The 5,438-nt window shown below is 28.0% G+C and carries 9 protein-coding genes; 2 read left to right on the top strand and 7 right to left on the bottom strand.

All coding sequences use genetic code 11. The features are described 5' to 3' along the window. The 7 genes from glyS to ribA form a co-directional block, all read right to left on the bottom strand. Window positions 1-1,603 (bottom strand): glycine--tRNA ligase subunit beta (gene glyS, locus ACERKK_RS10800; RefSeq protein ID WP_373773090.1); only part of this gene is annotated, 1,603 nt, incomplete at its 3' end. Then, a complete protein-coding gene (locus ACERKK_RS10795) occupies window positions 1,596-1,751 on the bottom strand; it encodes a hypothetical protein (protein ID WP_373773089.1) in 156 nt (51 codons plus the stop codon). The genes glyS and ACERKK_RS10795, both read right to left, overlap by 8 nt. 101 nt (window positions 1,752-1,852) lie before the next feature. Further along, window positions 1,853-2,194: a hypothetical protein gene (locus tag ACERKK_RS10790; RefSeq protein ID WP_373773088.1), complete on the bottom strand. Its 342-nt coding sequence runs from the start codon at window positions 2,192-2,194 to the stop codon at window positions 1,853-1,855. A 3-nt stretch (window positions 2,195-2,197) separates the two neighbouring features. Next, complete coding sequence (locus ACERKK_RS10785; RefSeq protein WP_373773087.1) at window positions 2,198-2,569, bottom strand: hypothetical protein; 372 nt, start codon at window positions 2,567-2,569, stop codon at window positions 2,198-2,200. A gap of 11 nt (window positions 2,570-2,580) precedes the next feature. After that, window positions 2,581-2,820, bottom strand: a complete 240-nt coding sequence (locus ACERKK_RS10780) for a PP0621 family protein (protein WP_373773086.1) — start codon at window positions 2,818-2,820, stop codon at window positions 2,581-2,583. Continuing rightward, window positions 2,817-3,404: a 16S rRNA (guanine(527)-N(7))-methyltransferase RsmG gene (rsmG, locus tag ACERKK_RS10775; RefSeq protein ID WP_373773085.1), complete on the bottom strand. Its 588-nt coding sequence runs from the start codon at window positions 3,402-3,404 to the stop codon at window positions 2,817-2,819. The genes ACERKK_RS10780 and rsmG overlap by 4 nt, the downstream gene beginning before the upstream one ends. Then, on the bottom strand, window positions 3,404-3,979 hold the full coding sequence (ribA, locus tag ACERKK_RS10770; protein ID WP_373773084.1) for a GTP cyclohydrolase II: 576 nt from the start codon (window positions 3,977-3,979) through the stop codon (window positions 3,404-3,406). The genes rsmG and ribA overlap by 1 nt, the downstream gene beginning before the upstream one ends. A 59-nt stretch (window positions 3,980-4,038) precedes the next feature. Here ribA and hemB point away from each other — a divergent pair, with 59 nt between their 5' ends. Beyond that, the gene (hemB, locus tag ACERKK_RS10765; RefSeq protein ID WP_373773083.1) at window positions 4,039-5,013 is read left to right on the top strand and encodes a porphobilinogen synthase; all 975 of its coding nucleotides are present in this window, start codon (window positions 4,039-4,041) and stop codon (window positions 5,011-5,013) included. A 1-nt stretch (window position 5,014) separates the two neighbouring features. Then, on the top strand, window positions 5,015-5,438 hold a 424-nt coding region (locus tag ACERKK_RS10760), incomplete at its 3' end, for a PAS domain-containing protein (RefSeq protein WP_373773082.1).

The following is a 5,438-nucleotide window of genomic DNA, read 5'->3' as shown; positions in this document are numbered from 1 at the left end:
CTGCTTTTAATACAGAAGGATTAACTTCAAAGATTTTAAATAATCTTTCATTAAAGAATTCGATTAATTGTTTTTTATCTAATCCTGTATAAGAATCAGCTAATGCATCGATGATTTTACCTAGGTCAATTGGAAGTTTATGTTCCATTGCAATTTTTACGATTCCTGCTGCTGCTCTTCTTAATCCAAATGGATCTTTTGAACCAGTAGGAATTTTTCCAACTGAGAATAATCCCATTAAAGTATCTAATTTATAAGATAATGCAATAATTGATGAGAATTTATTTGATGGTAATTCTGAATCTTCTCCATCTGGTAAATACTGCTCTTTAAGTGCTGTATAAACAAGTTCATCTTCACCTGCAATTTTTGCGTAGTAGTAACCCATTAGACCTTGAAGTTCTGTAAATTCAAATACCATTTCAGACATAAGGTCTGCTTTACTTAACATTACAGCTTTTTGTACTAATTCTTTTTGTTCTACATTGAAAATATCTGCTAAATAAGAAGCGATTTTTGCTTCTCTTTGCGATTTTTCATACATTGAACCTAAACCTTCAACGAATGTTAATTTTTTAAGACCTTCATTTGATAAACCATTTGCAATATCATTTTTATAAAAGAACATACCATCTGCTAATCTTGGTCTTAATACTTTTTCATTTCCTGCAATAATGTATCCAAAATCATCTGTTTTAGAGTTTGATACAACAATAAAGTTATTTGTTAATTTATCATCTTTATAAACTGCAAAATATCTTTGGTGTTCTTTCATTGAAGTTACAATTACTTCTTCTGGTAATTCTAAAAATTCAACATCAAACTGCCCTATTAATGCTGTTGGATATTCTGTAATTGCAACTACTTCTTCAAGTAATTCTTTATCAATATCAATTTTTACATTATGTCTTTGCTCTATATCTTTCATTTGAGAAAGAATTTTTTCTCTTCTTTCATCTGGATATAAAATAACTCCATTTTTATCTAATTTACAGAAGTAATCTCCTGCAAAGTTGTATGAAAATGGCTCATAAGATACCATTCTATGTGCAAATGAATAATTAGAAGATTTTACACCAAATAATTCACCCTCAACAATTTCTTCACCTAAGATTATAGATAAACTTCTAATTGGTCTAATAAATGAATCTGTTCTTGAAGCCCATCTCATTGATTTTCCAAAGTTTAAAGAGTTGATAAATTCATTTACCATATCATTTAATAAAGCTTTAGATTCAGTACCTTTAACTTCTTCTTTAAAGTAAAGTACTTCCCCTCTTCCTTGATCAATTTTTTCTAATTTAGAAACATCAACACCACATTTTTTAGCAAAACCTAATGCTGCACCTGTTGGTTCACCATCTTTGTATGCTATTTTAACTGGTGCTCCAAATTGTTCAACAATTGAATCTTCTTGTGCTACTTGGAATTCTCTATGCCATAGTACTAATCTTCTTGGAGTATAGTAGAAATCAAAATCACATAATAATCTGTTTTTTTCTAGAATTGCAGTCCATTTTTTCTCAATATTTGGTAATTCTTTTAAAAATGGAATTGCTGGTAATTCTTCAACACCAATCTCTATTAATAATGGTTTATTCATCTATTGTATCCTTGTTAGTAGTCTTATCTTTATTTTCTTCAATTTTATCTGTATGTTTTTTTATTTGCTGTCTATTAAAATTAATAATGAACATTGCAACCATAATAACGAACATAATAAGTATTATTGTATCTAATATATCTTTCACATTTATCCTAGTGTATTTATATTATAAAAGCAGATATTTTATCGAATCATCCCTTATTTTTTGGTTAGGATAATAAAGCTTTTATAATTTTTTGATTTACCTTATTTACCTAATAATTGCAATAAGTTAGAGTTATTATCAAGACCTAAAGGTGTTTTAAATAAATCTTCTTTGCTAATATGACACTCTTTACAAGTACTTAGGTTTTGGTGCTCTTTTCTATCTGATTTGATTAGTTTATTTTGTGAGTGACAAGCAAAACAATCTCCTCCACATTCACTCATTGCTTCAGGAACTTTTGTATGACATTGAATACAAGAGTTTAGTATTTGGTGGTGAGGTTTTTTGATTGATTCTTTTAGTACGGGATGACATGACATACAATCACCACTACAAGCAAATGAATATATTGATAATATTATAATTAGTAGTGCTGATTTCATTTTTTATCCTAAAATATTTTTATAAATAATTCCATCAATTTCAGCTAACGCTATTTCTTCAAACTCATCATTTGATGAAATAATCGCTAAAACTTTTGAATCAAACATATAGTTTTCTGCAATTTTTTGTAGTTTTGTTGCAAGATTTTTTTCACAGATTATATATTTAGCATTTAAGCTATTTGCATAAATTGCTTCTTTAATCGAAGTAACAATTACAGCAGATGAAAGAGTATTTGTAAAACAATAAGATAATATCTCTTCGTTATAACGAAATATTATAGTTGAATTTGCTTTTGTATCTTTAATATTTTCTATTGAGTCTATATTTGATATATCTTCAAAAGGAACTATTTTATCACCAATTAATATCATAAGTTTCCCTTTTATTTATTATTTAAACACTCTTTTGAACAATAAAACTTTGCACTGCTCAAAATAGCTTCATCTTTTGAAATATATGTTTTACAAGTAGGACACTCTACCATTTCATCTTGTATATCTTGGTTCTTTTTAGCTCTTCTTTTTTCATTGATAATTTCATTGTCTTTTTCTCTATTCTTTTTGAAAAACACAATATAAACTAAAAAAAGTACAGCTGCAACTGCTAGTATTTTAAAAATCATTTAGCACCTTTTATATATAGATAATTTCTATCATTTCGATTTACCACTTTGCAATCATGTATTTGTGCATTTTCAATCTCTTCGCTTAGCATACTGCCTTTGTAAAAAAGGTAAGATGAATTTTCTTTTTTGATATTTTGTGTAATATCTAAAAGTAAAGAGGTATTTGTAACTGCACGTGATGTGATTAAATCAACACTTAAATCTTTTACTTTCTCAACTCTATCACAAATTACTGTTAAATTTTCTAATTTTAATGATGCTTTTACAAAATTTAAAAAAGAGACTCTTTTTATTCTTGGTTCTATTAAATATGATTTCATATCTCTTTTTGCTATTGCTATAATAAGTCCAGGATAACCAGCACCCGTACCAATATCTGCAAAACTATCATAGTTATCTATAAAAGTTAAAGGATATAAAGAATCCAAAATATTTTCTTGGATATCTTCTGTACTTAATCTTCCACTTAGATTATGAATCTTACCCCATTGTTGAAGAAGTTTTATAAATACTTCACAATCTTCATAAAATTTATCATCAAAAGTTAAATTGTTTTTTTCTAATAATTGTTTTAAACTCATTACAGCATATGCCCCATTTGCTCTTTTTTTGTTTGTAAATAGTCTTTATTATGTTTATTTGTAACTGTGATTGCAGGAACTCTTTTAACTATATCAATTCCAATACCTTCGACATATTCAATTTTTTTAGGATTATTTGTAATAAGTTTAATTTGCTTTATTCCTAAATCTTTAAATATATAGTCAACTACTCTGTAATCTCTATCATCTTCTCCAAAACCTAATTCAATATTAGCTTCAATAGTATTTCTTCCTTTATCTTGTAAAGAATAAGCATTTACTTTATTTAGTAAACCTATATTTCTTCCTTCTTGTCTATGATAGATTACTAATCCACCCTCTTTTGAAATAAAATCTAATGCTAAGTTTAATTGATTTTGACAATCGCATTTTAAACTTCCAAGAGTATCTCCTGTTAGGCACTCTGAGTGTACTCTTACAAATGGAGCTTCGATATTTTTAAAGTCTTCACTCATAATTGCTAAATGTTCTTGATTTCCGTCTTTATAGGCTTTTATTTTAAAATTTCCGTGTTTTGTAGGTAGGTTAGCAATATTTGATTGTATTATATTCATTGTCTTTAAACCTTATTATTGTTATAATTCACGGATTATAACCAAAAGAGGTAAATAGAATGTTTAAACGATTTAGAAGATTAAGAATAAACGAGACTTTAAGAAACTTAGTTCAAGAAACAACTTTATCAAGTGATGATTTCATATATCCATTATTTGTAAGAGAAGGAAAAGGAATTAAAACAGAGGTTTCTTCAATGCCTGGAGTATTCCAAATGAGTATTGATGAGATTGTAAAAGAGTGTGATTACTTAGTAAGTATTAATTTAAAATCAATTATTCTTTTTGCAATTCCAGATGTAAAAGATTCAGTTGGTAGTGAGTGTTTATGTAATGAAAGTATTATTTCAAGAACAATAAGAGCTATAAAAGAAAAACACCCTAGTATGTTTGTAATTACAGATTTATGTTTTTGTGAATATACAGACCATGGACACTGTGGAATTCTAGATCCAAAAACACAAACAGTTGATAATGATAAAACATTAGAAATCTCAGCACAACAAGCAATAGTTCACGCACAAGCAGGAGCTGATATGATTGCACCTTCTGGAATGATGGATGGAATTATTAGCACTCTTCGAACTGCATTAGATGAAAATGGATATGAAAATTTACCAATTATGGCCTACTCTACTAAATTTGCTAGTGGATATTATGGACCATTTAGAGATGTTGCTGAATCAACACCATCTTTTGGAGATAGAAGAACTTATCAAATGAACCCTGCAAATAGACTTGAAGCTATTGAAGAATCACTTGAAGATGAAAAAGAAGGTGCTGATATCTTAATGGTTAAACCAGCACTTGCATTTTTAGATGTTATTAGAGATATTCGAAATGCTTCAAATTTACCATTATGTGTATATAACGTAAGTGGTGAGTATGCTATGCTTAAAAACGCAGGAGCAGCAGGACTTATTGACTATGAAAGAGTAATGATGGAAACATTAATCGGTTTTAAAAGAGCTGGTGCTAATATGATTATTACTTATCATGCTAAAGAAGCTTGTGAGTTACTAAGAAACAACTAATATGACTACAACTTATCAAGATGCAATTGAAAATTCTAATATAGTATCAAAAACAGATATAAATGGAATTATTACCTTTGTAAATGATGAGTTTTGCAAAATATCAGGATACTCTTATGATGAATTAATTGGTCAAAACCATAACATCGTAAGGCATCCTGATGTTTGTTCTTCTAGTTTCAAAATATTATGGGAAACTATTTTAAGTAAAAAACCATATAAAGCAACCGTAAAAAATCTTACAAAATCTGGCAAAACTGTATATCTAAATACTACTATAACACCTATACTAAATGCCAAAGGTGATATACAAGAGTTTATTGCTATTCGTTATGATGTTACAAAAGAAGTGCAACTACAAAAAAATCTTGAGAAAAAAGAGAAAGAGTTAGAGCTTTTAAATAAGACATTAGAACAAAGAGTAC

It is taken from the genome of Poseidonibacter sp., from assembly GCF_041821165.1.
Taxonomy (GTDB): domain Bacteria; phylum Campylobacterota; class Campylobacteria; order Campylobacterales; family Arcobacteraceae; genus Poseidonibacter.
The sequence above is the reverse complement of the archived record's forward strand: the minus strand, read 5'-3'. Positions and strand labels throughout refer to the sequence as shown.

Excerpts from the sequence above, each read along its gene's own strand:
- ACERKK_RS10790 (WP_373773088.1), bottom strand. The coding sequence starts at position 2,194 with ATGAAATCAGCACTACTAATTATAATATTATCAATATATTCATTTGCT.
- ACERKK_RS10780 (WP_373773086.1), bottom strand. The coding sequence starts at position 2,820 with ATGATTTTTAAAATACTAGCAGTTGCAGCTGTACTTTTTTTAGTTTAT.
- hemB (WP_373773083.1), top strand. The coding sequence starts at position 4,039 with ATGTTTAAACGATTTAGAAGATTAAGAATAAACGAGACTTTAAGAAAC.
- ACERKK_RS10785 (WP_373773087.1), bottom strand. The coding sequence starts at position 2,569 with ATGATATTAATTGGTGATAAAATAGTTCCTTTTGAAGATATATCAAAT.
- rsmG (WP_373773085.1), bottom strand. The coding sequence starts at position 3,404 with ATGAGTTTAAAACAATTATTAGAAAAAAACAATTTAACTTTTGATGAT.
- ribA (WP_373773084.1), bottom strand. The coding sequence starts at position 3,979 with ATGAATATAATACAATCAAATATTGCTAACCTACCTACAAAACACGGA.